This window comes from Yoonia sp. SDW83-1, assembly GCF_046762885.1.
Classification (GTDB): Bacteria; Pseudomonadota; Alphaproteobacteria; order Rhodobacterales; family Rhodobacteraceae; genus Yoonia.
Genome location: NZ_JBKQXO010000006.1, coordinates 103,048 through 119,673, shown reverse-complemented (window position 1 = coordinate 119,673; position 16,626 = coordinate 103,048). Strand labels below are relative to the sequence as shown.

Genomic DNA, 16,626 nt, shown 5'->3' with positions numbered 1-16,626 from the left:
CAGGTGCCAAAACCTCCGCATCCGGCACTCACGCAGAGCTCACAATCCGCCGTCAAGTGCACCTGCCCCGACAAGCATCTGATACTTGTCACGATCAAACCACCAGAAATCGACACCGCGGTTGAAGTCATAGGGGGCAGGTTCTTCAGGGATGCCAAAGACATCCCAGATCGCGACACGATGGGTACCCAGATACCAGGTGCCGATCCAGATATGTTTTGATCGCAAAACCCGATCAAGCGCGCGGGTTGCCGCCACTAGTTCATCGCGTGTCTCAGCCGCAACCACCTGTTCGATTAGCGCGTCCACAACCGGGTCTGCCAGCCCTGTCAGGTTGTTACTTCCTCTCGCGGCAGCCGCTCTGGACCCATAAAAGGCCCGCAATTCTGCCCCCGGCGTAACCTTGACCCCCCATGCCGTGAATGACAGGTCAAAGTCATAACTCTCTCGCCGTTCGCTCCAGGCACTGGGATCAATCAGTTCAAGTTCAACGTCGATACCCAAACTTTGCAGGTTTTCGATAAACGGAACGAGGATCCTTTCAAGGCTGCGACTGTCATCTGGAAATTCGAGCGACAATAGCTGACCGGCGGCATTCCGGCGCATCCCGTCATCACCTGCAAGCCAGCCTGCCTCGTCAAGCAATCTCGACGCCTCGCGCAATGCCGCACGGTCGCGCGGGCTCGGACCGCCATCATAGGGAACATGTGCTGGCTCGGTGAAAATCTCTGACGGCAGTTGATCACGGAATTCTTCGAGGATCGCCAGCTCCGCGCCTTCCGGCACGCCAGATGCCTGCATTTCGGTATTTTCAAAGAAACTGTCACTGCGCTTGTATGTGCCGTAAAACAGCGTTTCATTCGTCCACTGGAAATTGAAGGCATATTCCAGCGCCTGACGCACCCGGATATCCTGCAAGACCGGGCGCCGCATGTTGAACCAGATGCCCTGCGCACTTGAGGGTCGTCCATCAGGCAGCAAAACCTGCTTGACCCAGCCGCTTTGTGCCGCCGGAAAATCATAAGCTGTTGCCCAGGACGCCGCGCGATTTTCAACCCGCATCAGATATTCACCGGCGGCAAACGCCTCCAACCCCACGGTATCATCAGCGAAGTATTCATAGGCGAAGCAATCAAAATTGTTCCGTCCGGCATTCACCGGCAGGTCGGCGGCCCAATAATCGGGATCCTTGCAGAACGTGATCGTGCGGGGCGCATCGAGTGTATCAACCTCGTAAGGACCGGACCCAAGTGGGCGCGTGATCCATGTCTCATCAAACGGGTTTTCATCATAGAAATGCTCAGGCAGTACAGGTAACTCAGCGATTTCCGCAGGAAAGGCGCCAGCGCCAGGGGCCAGGTCAAACCGGACCCGCAAGTCGGTTTCAGCCTCGACCAATAGCACATCAGACAGCAAGTTGCGGTAATAGGGATGACCCTCGGTCTTGAGCGCATTGATCGTGAAAACAACGTCCTGCGCCGTGACAGGCTCACCGTCATGAAAACGCGCCTCGGGGCGCATATTGAACGCGACGTAGGACAGGTCATCGGGATACTCAATGGTCTCGGCGATTAGGCCGTAAATCGCGTCAGGTTCGTCATAGGCACGGACCATCAAACCGTCGTAGACATGGTGACCAATCTCCGGCGCTGAGTCGCCCTTGATGATGAAGATATTAAGACTGTCGAATGTCGGCGTACCATAAAGCTGACGCTGGCTCATCGTCCCACCTTGCGGCGCGTCGTGATTGGCATAGTCAAAATGGGTGAAATCTGGGCCATATTTCAGATCGCCAAAGGCGGAGTAACCATGGCTGATCGTCACCTCTGCAAACGCAGGCGCGGCACACGCGACCATCGCCAGAAATGTAGAAATGTGCAATTTCATCTTGTACCCCCGCACTGGCTTCATCCCAATTCTGCAAGTGGAGCATTTGCACGGATCAAGGTCCAGCAGTCAAATTGCTGCACGGGCACCGAGCGGTCGGTGATCCATCGACGCTGGACGAATTTGCAGGTTGCGCCTGTTCAAGCGCACAGCATGTCTCGACCTGCGCCATCCAACCGACCGGTTTCCCGCCGCTTCAGTCGGACAGCACCCGCTCTGCAATGTCGGCCAGCAATCCATCCAGATCAACGCCGCCGCCCATCTCGGTCATGTCCTTGTCATAAAGGATGAATGACAGGCCATGGACAAAGCTCCACAGCATGAAACCACGCTTGCGAACCTCCTGCGTGATGTCATCCTCGCCCAGACAAAGCGCGACCTCTTGCAGCACAATCCCAAAGGTCTGTTCGCCAGCGGCCTTTAATCGCTCATCATTCAGGCCGTCGGTAAATCCGCCGAATTTGAGCCGGAAAACACCCGGCTCGCGCAACGCGAATGTGACATATTCCTTGCCCAGCGCCTGAACCCTTTGCGGCGATCCCGGCGGGATCCCTTCCAAGGCGGCGAACATGTTTTCGCGGTGCCGCACCATCCCCTCCAACACCATGGCGACAAGCATTTCATCCTTGTTTTTGAAATGCTTGTAAGGCGCGGCGGTCGATACGCCGGCCAATCTGCATGCATCAGACACCGAAAAACCATCCGGCCCCTTCTCCTCGACCAGACGGCGCGTTGCCTCAATCAGACCCGCCCGCAAATCACCATGATGATAGCGGGCCTTCTGCAGTGGTTCTTTGCCGGTTGCCTCAACCGTCTTTGCCATCATTTTTTCCATTCTTTTGCTGATCTGAATTTTCTCAGATCACGTACTACTTGTCAAAGTAAGAACTTCTAACATATGTTAGTCACACTAACTTTGCAGCGATTCAGCAATGGGAAACGATCAGATGCAGAATGAAATACGCAGCGTCATGGGAAAGATCTGGGGCGGTGTCCGCCTGATTGGCCGGGTTGCTCTGACGCTTCTCGTTGTCGCAGGCGCAGTGTTTGCGGTGCAATTCGGATCCTCTGAGCTGGCGCAACGCGCCGATGCAGCCCCTGCACCGGATGCAGCACCGCTGATCCCTGTCTCAACCTCACCCCTGATCGTGGAAAACGGCTACGATGTGACGCGCGCCTTTGTCGGACAGGTCGAGCCGCAAAAAACTGTTTCGCTCTCCTTCGAACTGCCGGGACGGCTCAGCGAAATCACCGCAAACGAAGGTGATTGGGTCGAAAAGGGTCAGATTCTCGCCAGCCAGGATTTGTCCTTACTGATCTCAGAGCGGACACGCCTAACAGCGTCGCGCAGTGCCGCCGAGGCGCAGCTACGCTTTGCCGAACAGACCGTGGCGCGAAACGCGGAATTGAACCAGCGCGGTTTTGCCAGCCAGGCCGGTCTTGATGAGGCGCTGTCGCGGCAGGACGAACTGCGCGCACGGATCGCCGAAATTGACGCCTCTCTCGAAAACGTTGCGATCCGCATTGCAAAATCGCAGATTACCGCACCGTTTGATGGGCGCGTGACCGAGCGTCTGGTTGATGGCGGCGAAACACTGGGCGCCGGGCAGCGCGTTTTTGGCCTTGTCGAATTGCGCAAGCCACAAGTGCGCATCGGTGTTCCGCTTGATCTGACCGACGCCCGACTTGGCAAACCCACGATTGAGGTTGATGGCGCGGCCCACACGGCCACCCTTGTCACGCTCCGCCCGGATATCGATCCGGTGACGCGCACCAGAACAGCGGTTTTTGAAATCGACACCGACACGCAACTTGCGTTCGGCCAGACCGCCCGCCTGATCGTAACCGAAACGATTGATATCCCGGGCTTGTGGCTGCCAACCACCAGCCTGAAGGAAGGGGTGCGCGGCCAATGGACCATCCTGACCGTGGATCCTGATGATATCGTTCGCGCCGCATCGGTAGAGATCCTGCACGCCGAAAGCGACCGCGTCTTTGTTCGGGGCGCATTCCCGGACGGCACACAACTGATCGACGCAGGCCCGCAGCGGGTCACCGTCGGTCAGCAAGTCACCACCAAAAACACGCTTTGAAGGGGCCGGGATCATGGAAACGCTCACCTTCCGCCAACCACGCCTTGTTGCCCTGATCATTCTGGTTCTGGTCTCGGCGGGGATGTCATCGCTTCTGTCGCTTGGGCGGCAGGAGGACCCCACAATCACCAACCTTTTCGCTACCGTCACTACCCAGTTCCCCGGCGCTGACCCGGAACGGGTGGAGGCGCTGATCACAGCGGAAATAGAAGAGGAGTTGAGGACGATTGCCGAGGTCGACACCGTGTCATCTGTGTCGCGTTCGGGCGTGTCGGTCGTATCGGTGGAGCTGCAGGAAACACTTGACGAAGCCACAATTGAACAGGTCTGGTCAGAAGCCCGCGATGCCGTCGAAGACGCGCGGCGCAACTTCCCCACCGGGGTTCTGGCGCCTGATTTCAACGCGGAAGGTATCTCGGCCTATTCTGCGGTCATCTCTGTGACCGCGTCAGAACCCGACATGCCCCTGACGGTATTGTCGCGGCACGCGGATGCGCTAGGGGACAGGCTGCGGTCCATCCCTTCTACCCGCGCTGTTGATTTCTTTGGTGTTCCCGAAGAAGAGGTCCTGATCAGTGTTGATCCAACCAAGGCGGCCGCCCTTGGCCTCACCGCCGCCGAGATTTCCAGTCGCATTGCGGACGCGGATGGCAAGGTCCAGTCAGGTCGCCTGCAAGGTGATGTGGATCTGACAATCAACGTCACCGGCGAAATCGAAACGCTCGACCGGCTGCGCCAGGTGGTGCTGCGCGAAAACAGCGTCGGCAGCACCGTCACGCTTGGTGACATCGCCCGGATTGACCGCGGCCCGCGCAGTCCGGCGTCCGAAATTGCCATTGCGAACGGCAAACCGGCCATTCTTGTCGGTGTGCTGGCGCAGGACGGCGTACAGATCGACCGCTGGATGACTTTCGTGCGCGACGAACTGGCCGCCGGGGCGGATCAAATCCCACTCGGGATCGAGGAAACGCTTCTCTTTGATCAAAGCGTCTACACGCTCGACCGCCTGGCAAGTGTCGGGACGAACATGGCGATCGGCGTCGGTCTCGTGGTGATGGTTCTGCTGATCACGCTGGGCATTCGGGCGGCGGCGATCGTTGCGTTGGTTTTGCCCGTCGTGTCCCTTGCCACCTTGGCAACGATGAATTTCATCGGGCTGCCAATCCACCAGATGTCAGTCACCGGTCTGATCGTGGCCCTCGGCCTGCTTGTCGACGCGGCGATCGTGATGACTGACGAAGTCCGCCGTCGCCTGCAGGCTGGCATGGAACGGGCGCAGGCCGTACGCGACGCGGTCAGGCGTCTGTCCGCACCATTGCTTGCCTCTACCGTGACAACCGCGCTCGCCTTCACCCCGATGATCCTGCTGCCTGGTCCTGCCGGTGATTTTGTCGGATCAATCGCCATTGCGGTGGTTCTGATGCTGGTTTGGTCCTTTCTCATCGCGCTGACAGTCACGCCGGCCCTTGCTGGATGGATTCTGCCCACTGCGGAAAAAGGTAATTTCTTCAGCCGTGGCATATCGTTTCCCGCGCTTGGCCGGTTGTTCGAAAGTTCAATCCGGCTGGCGGTCAAAAACCCCCTGCGGGCCATCGCTGTTTCGCTGATCCTGCCGGTCATGGGCTTTGCAGCCTTCCCCACACTGACCGCCCAATTCTTCCCGGGCGTTGAGCGGAACCAGTTCTATATCGAAATCGACATGGCCTCGGGCTCCGCCATTGCAAACACGCAAGAGACGGCACAGCAGATGGATGCACTGATCCGCGCCGATGAGGGTGTCGAAAGCATCTACTGGACCATCGGGCAATCAGGGCCGGCATTCTACTACAACATCGTGGGCAACCGGTCGCAGGAACCCGGCTTTGGTCAGGCGATGGTGACCACAAAGACTGATGCCGATGCGGCCCGTCTGGTCAGTCAGTTACAAGTCGAGTTCGACGCGCAATTCCCGGATGCACAAGTCATCGTGCGCGGGCTGGTTCAGGGCCCGCCTGTCGATGCCCCCGTTGAAATCACCATCAAAGGACAGGACATTGCGACCCTGCGGCGGCTTGGTGATGAGGTTCGCGGGATTATGGCTGACCTTGATCTTGTGACACAGGCCCGTGCGGGTGTGAATGGCGGCGCACCGCAACTGCGGTTCCAGATTGATGAGGTCAAGGCGCGTCTGCTTGGCCTTGATGTGGCAGATATCGCAGGCCAGATGAACACCGCTCTGGTCGGGTTGACGGGGGGGTCGCTTGTCGAAGGCACCGAACAATTGCCGGTCCGCGTGCGCATGGGCGACGGGCTGCGGGGCGATCTGCAGGCGATCTCTGACATGCCGATCCTCTTGCCAAATGCGGCGGCCGTATCTGCAACCGGTGCTTTTCCGGCGGTCCCACTGTCCGAACTGGCAACGCCTGTCGTTGAACCATCCGAAAGCGTCATCACCCGCAGCGATGGCATTCGCGAAAACACGATACAGGCCTTTATCGTACGGGGTGTCCTGCCCGAAGAAGCACTGCAGGATGTCCTCACCGCCCTTGATGAACGCGGGTTCGCGCTGCCATCTGGCTACACGCTTGAACTTGGCGGCGATAGCGATGCACGGTCCAATACCGTGGGCAATCTGCTGGCCTCTGTGGGCCTGATCGTGACCCTGACCATTGCGACCATCGCGCTGACCTTCAATTCCTTCCGTCTGACGGTGGTCGCGCTGATCGTCTGCGTTCTGTCTGCGGGCCTGTCGATGCTGTCGCTTGCCATCATGCAGTATCCGTTTGGCATCCAGGCGATCATCGGGGTCATCGGCTCTATCGGGGTGTCGATCAACGCGGCCATCATCATCCTGACGGCATTGCAGCAGGATGAAGACGCTAGCGCAGGCGACCGTGACGCTATGGCCCGCGTTGTGACGGGATCCAGCCGGCACATCGTTTCGACCACGATCACAACGTTTGGAGGGTTCCTGCCCTTGATCCTCGGGGGTGGTGCCTTCTGGCCGCCCTTCGCAGTGGCGATCGCAGGTGGGGTGCTGTTGTCGACAGTGGTGTCATTCTACTTCACACCACCGGTTTTCGCCCTCATCCACCGGCGGCAAAGGGCGAAGGAAGATGTCCGGCACAGCCACCGCGCAGATGATGTGACTGCATCTCTCAGGATTGCTGCGGAATAGTCCTGAGGACACGATCACCATTCGACCTATATGACGCGCCGCCCGCAAAAACCGCAGGCGGCGCGCTGTCCATCAGACGAACGCGACGCCGTCATTCACCATCGGCAACACCGCCACGACCTGACCTGCATTTGCAATGGCGTTAGCCAGCGCTGGTGCCGAAGGAGGTGTGCCCGGCTCACCAATGCCGGTTGGGGGTTCAGCCGAGGGCACGATATGGGTCTCTATCGCGCCGATATCGCCGATCCGCAGCGGCTCGTAGTCGGGAAAGTTGTACTGATCCACGACGCCGCCGGTCAACGTGATCTCGTCGCGCATTGCATGACCCAGACCATACCCGACCCCACCTTCAATCTGGGCCTTGATCACATCCGGGTTTACGGCGATCCCGCAATCGACGGCGCAGGTCACCTTTTCAATCTGCACGCCGTTGGCCGGATCGCCCGAGATTTCGACAACCTCGGCCACGAAGCTGCCAAAGGATTTGTGGACGGCGATGCCCTGACTGTTACCGTCAGCCGGGTTGCCCCAGTTGCCCTTCTCGGCGGCCAATTGCAGGACAGCGGCCTTGCGGCGGCCGTCCATGCTGTCGCCAAGATAAGCAAGCCGGAATTCCACCGGGTCGCGTCCGGCCGCCAGGGCGGCCCGGTCCATCATGACCTCCATCGCATAGGCGGTATGGGTGTGGCCGACCGCACGCCACCACAGCGTACTTGTCGCTTTCGGGGTATCCGTCAGACCGACATGGAAGCCGGGGATGGTGTAGGGGGTGTCTGCGACCCCTTCGACCGAGGAATGGTCCACCCCGTCATGGACGGCGAACGCTTCGAAAGCGGTGCCCTTCATGATCGACTGCCCCGCAATGCGGTGATCCCAGGCCACGATCTCGCCCTCTTCTGACAGACCGACCCGGACCCGATGGCCGAATGCGGGGCGGTAATAGCCGCCCTTGATGTCGTCCTCCCGGCTCCAGACCAGTTTCACAGGGCGGGTCCGGTCGGTGATCGCAAAGGCCAGACCCGCCTCGACCTGATAGTCTGCCGTCGGCGTCGCGCGGCGCCCGAAGGAGCCACCGGCAAGCATCGTATTGATGCGCACCTTGTCCATGGGCAACTCAAAGATCTGGGCCAGCGCCATATGTGGCCCGGTGGGCATTTGTGCGCCATCATGCAGCGTGATGCCGCCATCCTCATTCGCTTCGATGGTGCAGTTCAGCGGCTCCATCGGCGCGTGGGCAAGCAGCGGGAAGTAGAACGTTTCCTCAACGACCGTCGCCGCCTGATCCATAGGTGCCGGATCGTTTTTCAGAACGTTGAATTCCGCGTCCGCATCAAGTGCGGCCAGGATTTCATCCTTGATTTGTGCACTGTCGCGGTTTTCGGCATTAGACAAATCCCACTCAACCGTCAGCAAATCCCGCGCCTGCATCGCGGCCCAGGTGCTTTCCGCATAGACGGCCACAGCAGCATTGTTGGGCAGGGTTGCCGCGCGAATGAAGCCTGCAACTGACTTGGCCTCGCTGTCGTCAAAGCCTGTGACCAGCCCGCCCATCTGCGGCGGACGCGCCAGCATGGCGACCATCTGATTTGGCAGATAGACATCCATGGCGAACATGGCCGTGCCGTCCCCCTTGATCTCACTATCAAGACGCCGCACATCCGGGTTGCCGATCAGCCGCCATTGCTCCGGTGTCTTGAGTGTTGGCTCGGCCGGCGCATCAAGCTCTGCCGCAGCCGCAACAAACTCACCAATCGGGGTAGTATTTCCCCCGCCGGTGATCTCACCATCCACGATATCCAGCGATGCGGCATCAACATTCCAGGCGCTCGAAGCGGCCTCGATCAGCACAGTGCGTGCGGCGGCCCCGGCCTGACGGTATTGCATGAAGGAGTTGGCCATAGCCGTCGAGCCGCCGGTGCCCTGAATCTGGCCAAAGGCCAAATTGGCATATAGTTCTGGGTTGGATGGCGCGAATTCATAGTCGATCTGATCCATGCGCAGGCCGATTTCTTCCGCGATCAGTGTCGACAGGCCGGTCGCTGGGCCCTGGCCCTTTTCAAAGTGCTTGATGACGGCGATAACGCGACCGTCTTCGCCAATCTTCACAAAGGGGTTGAGCTGTGCGGCCGCATCGCCAGCGGCGATGGCGCCATCAGGCCTGGCTCCGATGACCAGCAAGACGCCAGCAGCGGCAGATCCCTTGAGGAACCCACGACGGGATGTGTTGATGGTCATGATCAAGCCTCCAGGATTTCAGATGCGCGCTGGATACCGGCGCGAATGCGTTGATAGGTGGCGCAGCGGCAGGCATTACCATGCATATAATCGTTGATCTCTTCCACGGACGGCTTGGGGTTTTCTGTCAGCAGGCCAACGGCGGACATGATCTGGCCGGACTGGCAATAGCCGCATTGCACGACATCAAGCTCCATCCATGCCTGCTGGATGGCAGCCCCCTCCTTGGTGGCGCTAATTGCTTCGATGGTCGTGATCTCGGTGCCCTCCAAATCACCCACATAGGCCTGGCAAGACCGGGTCGGTTGCCCGTCGACATGGACCGTGCAGGCCCCGCATGACGCGACCCCGCAGCCAAACTTTGTGCCCGTCATCTGCAATTCGTCCCTGATCACCCAAAGAAGTGGCGTGTCAGGGTCAGCGTCGACAGTACGTTCAACGCCATTGAGCTTGAGTGTGAGACTCATGTGGGGACCTCCTGATGGAATTATTCACTTATGATGGTGTAAACTTATGAGTTTACCTTACGGCTGGGTTTGACAGTTGTAAACCGGCACGTTTACCCACTAGTCTGACAAGAAATACCTAGGCGCCGAATGAACGATCCTGTCTGTCCAATACACGTAAAGCGCGAGCAAATTTTTCAAGCCGCCGTTGCCGAGTTTCATGAAAATGGCTTTGCCTCGACCAGCATGGATCGCATTTCCGCACGGGCCGGTGCATCGAAGCGGACGGTCTACAAACACTTCGAAAGCAAGGAAAAACTGTTCCAGGAACTGATCCGCAGGCACTGGGCCAAATTCGCTGAGCCATTTGATATCAAATATGAAAAAGGCCGCGATATTCGTGATCAGCTTTCGGCCTTTGGTCATGCTGAAGGGCGTTTGATGACGTCACCCGATATCATGGCGACCACAAGACTTGTCATGAGCGAGGTGTTGCGCAGCCCGGAACTGGTCGAGGAAAATCAGGAAAAAACCGATTTCACAGCGCCGATTGAGGCTCTGTTGAAAGAGGCGACAGCCGACGGGCAATTGCGGGTTGATGATCCGCGTGTCGCAGCGGAGGAATTCATCGCCCTTTTGAAAGGCAAGGCCTTCTGGCCCGTTGTCTTTGGCGCGCCAGTGGTATCCATCGATGAGATGTCAAACATCGTCGACAGCAGTGTGGAGTTGATCATGCGCCGCTATGGCGTCTGATCAGCATCACGCGAAACAAAACGTCAGGCTGCGGCCTCTTTCACGCCGGACAACTCCTCTTTCACCCTTTGGTCGGACGCAGTAATGCACAGCCGCAGCAGCGGCGGAACCGTCAGCAAAGTCAGAAATGCCGACATCGACAACCCGCCGACAACCACCGCACCCAGACCGCGATAGAGTTCCGATCCTTCACCCGGAAAAATGATCAGCGGCAGCATCCCCATCACGCTAGTCAATGTCGACATAAAGATCGGGCGAATTCTGTTGCGCGTCGCCTCTTCAATCGCATCAATCGGGGCCATGTCTTCTTCGCGCAGATGATAAAGGGTTTGATGCACGATCAGGATTGCGTTGTTCACCACGATGCCGACCAGAATGATGAACCCAAGCAAGGTTAGCATATCCAGTGGCTGCACCTGATAGGTGTTCAGCAAGGCCAATCCGCCAACGCCACCCGCGGCAGCAACGGGAACCGCGATCAGGATCACCAACGGCAGAACAAAGCTTTCAAAAAGAATAGCCATGACAAGAAAAACGATGATCAGCGCCACAATCAGATTGATCTGAATGGCCGACCAGGTCTGGCTCAATTGGTCCGCCGTGCCGGAAACGCTCAAACGGATATCCGCCGGCAACCCCTGTTCTGTCAGCACATCAACAACTTCTGTCTCCAGCAGTTCAACAGCCTCCTCCAGCGGCAGCGCATCGGACGGGCGGACTTCCAGCGTCACGGTGCGCAACCGCTCACGATGGCGAATTTCCGTCGGACCCGCTGTCAAAACCACATCAGCAAGGGCAGACACCGGAACAATCTGGCCGCTGGGCGTGACCACAGGGTAATTGCCCACATCCTGCGTGCGCGTTGCGGCAGATATCGACGGGTCGCCCTTCAGCACCAGATCCACCCGATCAGACCCGATCGTGATCTGGGCAACACGCAATCCATCGTTGAACGCATCCACTGTGGCCGCCAATGCAGAACTGTCCAGCCCGGCATCTGCAAGACGCAGGCGATCCGGCAACAACCGGACCTCGGGCGCGCCCAGTTCCAGCCCGGGGATCGGGCGGAACTGATGCCCCTCCGACCGGGGCAACAACTGCGACACAATCCCTGCGGCCCGGCCAGCAACACCAAGGATATCGTCCAGATCCTGACCAGAGATATTCAGTTCAATCGTGCGACCCCCGCCCACGCCGCGCCCAAAGAGCGACGGTTGGGTCATGAAGCCAAACGTGCCGGGTTCGGCAAAAATCGGGCGGCTCAGAACCGGTATCAATTCACCAGCCCGCTGCGGATCCACAGCACCCGCTCCGACAAATGAATTGCCAGGTGTCGCAACGAAAAAGAAACTGTCAATCGCCGGTGTCCCATCATCGGTCTGCAGGTCCGGCGCTGCCTCCCAAAGCGGTTGAGCGACGGCTTCGATCCGCTGGGCAATAGTCTCGGTCGTTTCCAGATTGTAGCCGGGTGGCGGAATGATCAGGCCAAAGACCAGGTTTCGGTTGCCTTCGGGCAGATATTCCAACCTTGGCAGAAAGGCCCAACTGGCCACCGCAGCACCCCCGGCAATGATGACCACCATCAACACGCCAACTGTGCGCACACGGACCGTCAGCCGCACATATGCCATGACCAGTCGGCTGAAGCCTGACGCAATATGGTCAATGCCCCAAAGACGCATCGGTTTCTGATCATCGGCCCGCAACAATCGGCTCGCCAATGCCGGGATCACTGTGACCGCCACCAAAAGCGACAATAACACCGATACAGAGATGGCGACAGCAATGTCGCGGAACAGCTGCCCTGCCTCAAGCTGCATGATCAGGATCGGAATAAAGACAAGCACCGTCGTCAGCGCAGACACAAGGATCGCGCCCCAGACCTGCTTTGCACCCAGATAGGCAGCCTCGCGACGGTTATAGCCTTTTTCGCGCAGGCGATAGATATTCTCCAAAACGACGATGGCGGCGTCAACGATCATACCTATGGCAAAGGCGATACCGGCCAGCGAAATGACGTTCAGCGTCCGCCCCGTCAGCGCCATCGCAACAAATGTCGCCACGATAGACACAGGGATCGACAGGGACACCACCAGCGTGGCGCGCGGACTGCGCAGGAATATCAGCAGGACCAGCGCCGCCAGCGCGGCGCCAATCCAAATATTCTGCACCACCAGATCAATCGCGCCCTGAATATAGATCGTTTCGTCATAGACCTGATCGGCGTCCAAACCAACCTCGGCCAGCGGCCCGGCCCGTAGTTCATCAAGGACATGGCGGAACTCTTCCATGACGCTGATCACATTCGCCCCGGATTCGCGCACGACGTTAAAGGCAAGCCCCGGCTGTCCCTTGAAACGCAATCGGCTGGTCGCCTCCTTATAGGCAAATGCAACATCCGCCACGTCAGCAACGCGCACCCGGCCAGACCCGCCATTCGCCACTCCGGACCGAAGCACAACATCACGGATCGCCTGTTCCGTGTTCAGACTGCTTTCGGTGCGCACGACATAGCGCCGCTTGCCTTCATCAACATCACCGGCCGAGATCGAGATATTCTCGGCGCGCATCGTCCGAACCACTTCGGGAACGGTCAGGCCATAGCGGGACAGACGCTGGGGGTCGATAACAACCTGCAATTCACGCTGGGTGCCGCCAAAGACGTTGACCGCGGAAACACCTTCAATCCGTTCGACCCGGTCCTTGATGACATCCTCAAGGAAATCACCGTAGGTTGGCATCGGGCGGGTATTTCCCTCCTGCGCCGTCAGCAAAACCCAGGCAATCGGGCTATCGTCCGATCCGGATGTGTTCAGCGTCGGCTCACTCGCCTCTTCGGGATAGCCGCTCACCCGGTCCAGCCGATTTGACACCAGCAAAAGCGACTGGCTCATATCCGTGCCGATGGCAAATTCCAGCGTGACCGACGCCTGCCCTGTCTGTGAGCGCGAGGTCATGATCTCCAGCCCATCAAGTCCCCGCAGGGTCTCTTCCTGCGGGTTCACAATCTCGCGTTCGATTTCCGTCGGGGCGGCACCCGGCCAACTCGTCTCAATAACAACGATCGGCTTGCGCACATCCGGTGCCAGCTGGATTGGGATACGGGACAGCGCCAGCGTACCGAAAAGCACCGCAATCAGAACGGCTGCCATAACGGCGACAGGGCGTTCAATCGCATAGCGGATCACATTCATCAGTTGGTCTCCACAACTGATGGGGCGATGTCCTGGCCGGGGCGCAAGCGCTCATTGCCGCGGACCACGACAAGATCACCGTCCTGCAATCCATCCAGCACCTCATAACGATCGCCCAATGGCACACCAAGGGTCACAGCGCGCGGCTGGGCCTTGTCATCGGCGGCAACAAAAACGGTCCAGCCGCCACGAGATTGCACAAGGGCATCCTTGGGCACAGACAGCACCTCACGTGCCTCACCCACAGGAATATTGACGGTAATGGACTGACCAACGGCGACCAGGCTCCGGGCGGAGCCGCTATCGGTAAACAACACGCCTCGCGTCCGGGTGGCAGGGTCTTCTGCGGGTAAAACAGCGCGTAGTTGCAGCGCCAGTTCGTGACCGTCTTCTGTTTGACCGATCACAGCCGCACCATCATCAAGAAATGCCATGTAGCGCGCCGGTACATTCGCCCGGACTTCAAACGCCTCAACGTCAAGCAAACGCACAACCGGCGTGCCCGCTTGGATAAATGCGCCTGGTATGGTGTTGACCTCAAGAACCACACCTGAAAATGGCGCCCGGATTTCGCTGCGCGCCAGTTGATATTCGGTTTCAGCCAGACGTGCTTCAGCCGATTTTTCCCGCGATTGCGCCTCGGCCAGTTGCGACTGCGCCTCCAGCAAATCGGCCTGCGCATCATCAAAACGCCCCTGGCTGAATGCGGTTGTCTGGCGCAAGGCCTCCACCCGGTCAAATGCGATACGGACACGATCAAGACGCGCCTGCGCGGTTGCGGTCCCTGCCTGGGCTTCTGCAATCTGTGCCTCGGACTGACGCACCTGAATGGTCAGAAGTTCACGGTCCAGCTGAACCAACAGATCGCCCGCGCTGACACGGTCGCCCACAAGAACGTTCACGGTCTGCACATTGCCTGCAATGCGCCCTGCGACCGATCCATCTCGGGCGGTAACCACCTCGGCGAACACCGGCACCGTCTCGGATAGAACACGTTGCTCGACCGGCTGCACACCAACGGCAGCGGCGCGTCCTTGCGAAAACGCAACGACGGGTGCCAGCACGCAGATTATTAGCGTCAGATTTCTGAAAAATGGCATAGCGCGCACTCCTTCGCACTCGATCTAGCGCGGATGCTCCGGAGGTAAACAAGCGCTTAATACCCAAACGTGCGACACCGGCGATCACCAATAGTGACCAGCGCGCATATCGACAGGCAAAGGCCGTGACGCTACAAACAAATACAGCGGCACCCCATGGTGCCGCTGTATTTGCAGTTATATTCGGGCGGTTAGGCGGCGCGCCCGACCAGCACTGAATCAATCTCGGCGGCGGCCGCGTTTTCATCATTGCCTGCCACGGCAGCGATTTCGCGGGTCAGACGCTCCAACGCAGCTTCATAAAGCTGGCGTTCGGAATAGCTCTGCTCGCGCTGATCATCCTGACGGTGCAGGTCGCGGACCACTTCAGCAATTGCGATCAGATCGCCGGAGTTGATCTTTTGCTCATATTCCTGCGCCCGGCGGGACCACATGGCTTTCTTGACCTTGGCCTTGCCACGCAGGGTCTTCATTGCGTGAGACACGACATCCGGGGTGGCCAGCGCACGCATGCCCACTTCGGTGGCCTTGTGCGTCGGCACGCGCAAGGTCATCTTGTCCTTTTCAAACGCGATCACAAAAAGCTCCAGTTCGAAACCGGCAACCTCTTGTGTTTCAACCGAAATAATCTTGCCGACCCCATGTGCGGGATAAACGACAAACTGCTCGGGGCTGAATTCACTTTTCTTCTTACTCATGATCGTCCTTTCATGGCGATCCCAACACAAACCGACAAAAAACCGCCGGAGACATCACGTCACCGCCGGGTATTCAGCCAGCCTGTTTTGAGTCACATTGTTCGCAGCATTGCGGGAATCATATCATAAAAACGCACTTTTCGAAAGCACCGCGTTACGGCACCCCAAAATTCATGCTTTTCAGGGCGTTAGCCGCCCTCGCCCGGTGCCTCGGAAAACAGTTCCATCTTGCCATCCTTGCCATCCATTTCTTCTGCGGTCGGCAACGGATCTTTCTTGGTAATGATCACCGGCCACATCTCGGAATACTTGCGATTGAACTCCACCCACTTTTCCATATCCGGCTCTGTGTCGGGGCGGATCGCATCGGCAGGGCACTCGGGTTCGCAGACACCACAATCGATACACTCGTCAGGATGGATCACCAGCATATTTTCACCCTCATAGAAGCAATCCACAGGGCATACCTCGACACAGTCGGTGTATTTGCAGGCGATACAATTGTCGTTGACGATGTAGGTCATGAAGGCATCCGGATAACTGTCGACAGGTAGCTATGCCAGACGCAAACGGCATTCAAGATCGAAAGGCCTTTTGACGCAACGGTGCGTCATCATATCCCGGCATTTCAGTAAGTTCAGACCATCGTCCCAACTCAGACCCGCCTGACAGAACAGTGTGGCCGTGTAGCGCACAAAAAAGGCATGCCCGAAGTGTCGGGCATGCCATGTCCAGTTGTCATGCGACTGAATTATCTTAGAAAACGGCGCTTAAGACTCTTCGCTCAGCACGCTGGCAACAGTCTCGTCTTCCGACCCGTTACACAGTACCTGCACGTCACCGATCATGACTTCGTCATTGTCCGCGCCTTCGACGGTCGCGGTCAGCTCGGCCAGCATCGATTCCTGATCGATCAGTTCCATCTCGGCAAACTCTGCACAGGTCACCGCCGTGACATCGGCATGGGCATCGGCCAAGGCAAAGGTCGATGCGCCAATCAGTGTAAAGCTCAATGCGGCTGTGGACATAAGGTTTTTCATAGTCGTCTCCATCATACTGTTAC

12 protein-coding genes are annotated in these 16,626 nt (G+C 58.3%); 3 read left to right on the top strand and 9 right to left on the bottom strand.

What is annotated here, in order from left to right:
• Positions 1-39: 39 nt before the first annotated feature.
• Positions 40-1,887, bottom strand: coding sequence for an extracellular solute-binding protein (locus tag ACFWW4_RS09690; protein ID WP_411890657.1), 1,848 nt, complete (start codon positions 1,885-1,887; stop codon positions 40-42).
• A 196-nt stretch (positions 1,888-2,083) separates the two neighbouring features.
• Positions 2,084-2,710, bottom strand: a complete 627-nt coding sequence (locus ACFWW4_RS09685; RefSeq protein WP_411890656.1) for a TetR/AcrR family transcriptional regulator — start codon at positions 2,708-2,710, stop codon at positions 2,084-2,086.
• Between the two features lie 124 nt (positions 2,711-2,834).
• On the opposite strand from ACFWW4_RS09685, the gene ACFWW4_RS09680 reads away from it, so the two are divergent.
• Together ACFWW4_RS09680 and ACFWW4_RS09675 are read left to right on the top strand one after the other, a co-directional pair.
• On the top strand, positions 2,835-3,980 hold the full coding sequence (locus ACFWW4_RS09680) for an efflux RND transporter periplasmic adaptor subunit (protein WP_411890655.1): 1,146 nt from the start codon (positions 2,835-2,837) through the stop codon (positions 3,978-3,980).
• Positions 3,981-3,993: 13 nt separating this feature from the next.
• Positions 3,994-7,137 (top strand): efflux RND transporter permease subunit, encoded by a 3,144-nt coding sequence (locus ACFWW4_RS09675; protein WP_411890654.1) that lies wholly within the window; start codon positions 3,994-3,996, stop codon positions 7,135-7,137.
• 72 nt (positions 7,138-7,209) lie between these two features.
• On the opposite strand, the gene ACFWW4_RS09670 is transcribed toward ACFWW4_RS09675, so the two are convergent.
• Both ACFWW4_RS09670 and ACFWW4_RS09665 read right to left on the bottom strand, forming a co-directional pair.
• Entirely contained in the window at positions 7,210-9,372 is a 2,163-nt protein-coding gene (locus ACFWW4_RS09670) for a molybdopterin cofactor-binding domain-containing protein (RefSeq protein WP_411890653.1), read from the bottom strand.
• 2 nt (positions 9,373-9,374) lie between these two features.
• The gene (locus tag ACFWW4_RS09665; RefSeq protein ID WP_411890652.1) at positions 9,375-9,839 is read right to left on the bottom strand and encodes a (2Fe-2S)-binding protein; all 465 of its coding nucleotides are present in this window, start codon (positions 9,837-9,839) and stop codon (positions 9,375-9,377) included.
• Positions 9,840-9,968: 129 nt separating this feature from the next.
• Here ACFWW4_RS09665 and ACFWW4_RS09660 point away from each other — a divergent pair, with 129 nt between their 5' ends.
• Positions 9,969-10,571, top strand: coding sequence for a TetR/AcrR family transcriptional regulator (locus ACFWW4_RS09660; RefSeq protein WP_411890651.1), 603 nt, complete (start codon positions 9,969-9,971; stop codon positions 10,569-10,571).
• Between the two features lie 23 nt (positions 10,572-10,594).
• Here ACFWW4_RS09660 and ACFWW4_RS09655 read toward each other — a convergent pair whose 3' ends face one another.
• The 5 genes from ACFWW4_RS09655 to ACFWW4_RS09635 all read right to left on the bottom strand — a co-directional run bounded on the left by ACFWW4_RS09655 (position 10,595) and on the right by ACFWW4_RS09635 (position 16,603).
• A complete protein-coding gene (locus ACFWW4_RS09655) occupies positions 10,595-13,765 on the bottom strand; it encodes an efflux RND transporter permease subunit (protein WP_411890650.1) in 3,171 nt (1,056 codons plus the stop codon).
• Positions 13,765-14,865, bottom strand: a complete 1,101-nt coding sequence (locus tag ACFWW4_RS09650; protein ID WP_411890649.1) for an efflux RND transporter periplasmic adaptor subunit — start codon at positions 14,863-14,865, stop codon at positions 13,765-13,767. Before ACFWW4_RS09650 ends, ACFWW4_RS09655 begins: the two co-directional genes overlap by 1 nt.
• A gap of 191 nt (positions 14,866-15,056) precedes the next feature.
• Positions 15,057-15,563, bottom strand: a complete 507-nt coding sequence (locus tag ACFWW4_RS09645; protein WP_393930882.1) for a CarD family transcriptional regulator — start codon at positions 15,561-15,563, stop codon at positions 15,057-15,059.
• Between the two features lie 188 nt (positions 15,564-15,751).
• Complete coding sequence (gene fdxA, locus ACFWW4_RS09640) at positions 15,752-16,087, bottom strand: ferredoxin FdxA (RefSeq protein ID WP_393930880.1); 336 nt, start codon at positions 16,085-16,087, stop codon at positions 15,752-15,754.
• Between the two features lie 246 nt (positions 16,088-16,333).
• Complete coding sequence (locus ACFWW4_RS09635; protein WP_411890648.1) at positions 16,334-16,603, bottom strand: hypothetical protein; 270 nt, start codon at positions 16,601-16,603, stop codon at positions 16,334-16,336.
• Between the last annotated feature and the right edge of the window lie 23 nt (positions 16,604-16,626).

Bases quoted from the DNA above. Each gene is read 5' to 3' on its own strand.
- ACFWW4_RS09690 (WP_411890657.1), bottom strand. From the start codon at position 1,887: ATGAAATTGCACATTTCTACATTTCTGGCGATGGTCGCGTGTGCCGCG.
- ACFWW4_RS09685 (WP_411890656.1), bottom strand. From the start codon at position 2,710: ATGGCAAAGACGGTTGAGGCAACCGGCAAAGAACCACTGCAGAAGGCC.
- ACFWW4_RS09680 (WP_411890655.1), top strand. From the start codon at position 2,835: ATGCAGAATGAAATACGCAGCGTCATGGGAAAGATCTGGGGCGGTGTC.
- ACFWW4_RS09675 (WP_411890654.1), top strand. From the start codon at position 3,994: ATGGAAACGCTCACCTTCCGCCAACCACGCCTTGTTGCCCTGATCATT.
- ACFWW4_RS09670 (WP_411890653.1), bottom strand. From the start codon at position 9,372: ATGACCATCAACACATCCCGTCGTGGGTTCCTCAAGGGATCTGCCGCT.
- ACFWW4_RS09665 (WP_411890652.1), bottom strand. From the start codon at position 9,839: ATGAGTCTCACACTCAAGCTCAATGGCGTTGAACGTACTGTCGACGCT.
- ACFWW4_RS09660 (WP_411890651.1), top strand. From the start codon at position 9,969: ATGAACGATCCTGTCTGTCCAATACACGTAAAGCGCGAGCAAATTTTT.
- ACFWW4_RS09655 (WP_411890650.1), bottom strand. From the start codon at position 13,765: ATGAATGTGATCCGCTATGCGATTGAACGCCCTGTCGCCGTTATGGCA.
- ACFWW4_RS09650 (WP_411890649.1), bottom strand. From the start codon at position 14,865: ATGCCATTTTTCAGAAATCTGACGCTAATAATCTGCGTGCTGGCACCC.
- ACFWW4_RS09645 (WP_393930882.1), bottom strand. From the start codon at position 15,563: ATGAGTAAGAAGAAAAGTGAATTCAGCCCCGAGCAGTTTGTCGTTTAT.
- fdxA (WP_393930880.1), bottom strand. From the start codon at position 16,087: ATGACCTACATCGTCAACGACAATTGTATCGCCTGCAAATACACCGAC.
- ACFWW4_RS09635 (WP_411890648.1), bottom strand. From the start codon at position 16,603: ATGAAAAACCTTATGTCCACAGCCGCATTGAGCTTTACACTGATTGGC.